Source organism: Aminobacter sp. LjRoot7 (assembly GCF_964252895.1).
Classification (GTDB): domain Bacteria; phylum Pseudomonadota; class Alphaproteobacteria; order Rhizobiales; family Rhizobiaceae; genus Aminobacter; species Aminobacter aminovorans_B.
This window is the reverse complement of the sequence record NZ_CAXUPX020000042.1, coordinates 1-732: the sequence shown is the minus strand read 5'-3', so window position 1 is coordinate 732 and position 732 is coordinate 1. Positions and strand designations below refer to the sequence as shown.

Sequence of the window (732 nt, the reverse complement as noted above, 5' to 3'; positions counted from 1 at the left end):
CTAGGTGTTCAGTCCCGAGGTCAAGTGGACCGGGTCGAGCCGGAAGCGATCTGGCTGGTTTGCCCAGGCCGTACAGATGGCTTCGTAGGGTGTAAGACCGCGAAGGGTCTTGAGCCGTCGGGCGAAATTGTAACCGTCGAGGAAGGCGGCAAGGTGATCTTCGAGTTGGCGGTGGGTCTCGTAGTGATACCGCCGAACGGTTGCCTCCTTCAACGTTCGGTTCATCCGTTCGACCTGACCGTTGGTCCATGGGTGATTGGGCTTGGTGAGGCGGTGCTCGATGCCATGGCCCCAGCAGGCCCGGTCGAAGGGATGTCCGCGCCAGCTTGCGGTGGGGCCGTCCCGGTTCTTGGGCAGGTCGGCAAATTGGATGCCGTTGTCGGTGAGCACGGTGTGGATTTTGTAGGGGACGGCTTCGACCAACTCCTCAAGGAAAGTCCTGGCGGTGACGGTGGTCGCCTTCTGCACCAGCCGAGCGAAGGCGAACTTCGAGGTCCGGTCCACCGCCACGAAGAGATGGAGCTTGCCCTCCTCGGTTCGGACCTCGGCGATGTCGATGTGGAAGTAGCCGATCGGGTAGCACTTGAAGGGCCGCTTGGCGGGCTTGTCGCCGGCGACGTCGGGCAGGCGGCTGATCCCGTGGCGCTGCAAGCAACGGTGCAAGGACGATCGCGACAGGTGCGGGATCGTCGCCTGCAGCGCATAGAGGCAGTCATCCAGAGGCAGCAGCGT

General features: G+C 63.1%; 1 protein-coding gene. It reads right to left on the bottom strand.

From position 1 onward, the window contains the following. Positions 1 to 732, bottom strand: a 732-nt coding sequence (locus ACSQ3E_RS30860; protein WP_436125515.1) for an IS481 family transposase, incomplete at its 5' end; no start/stop codon positions are given.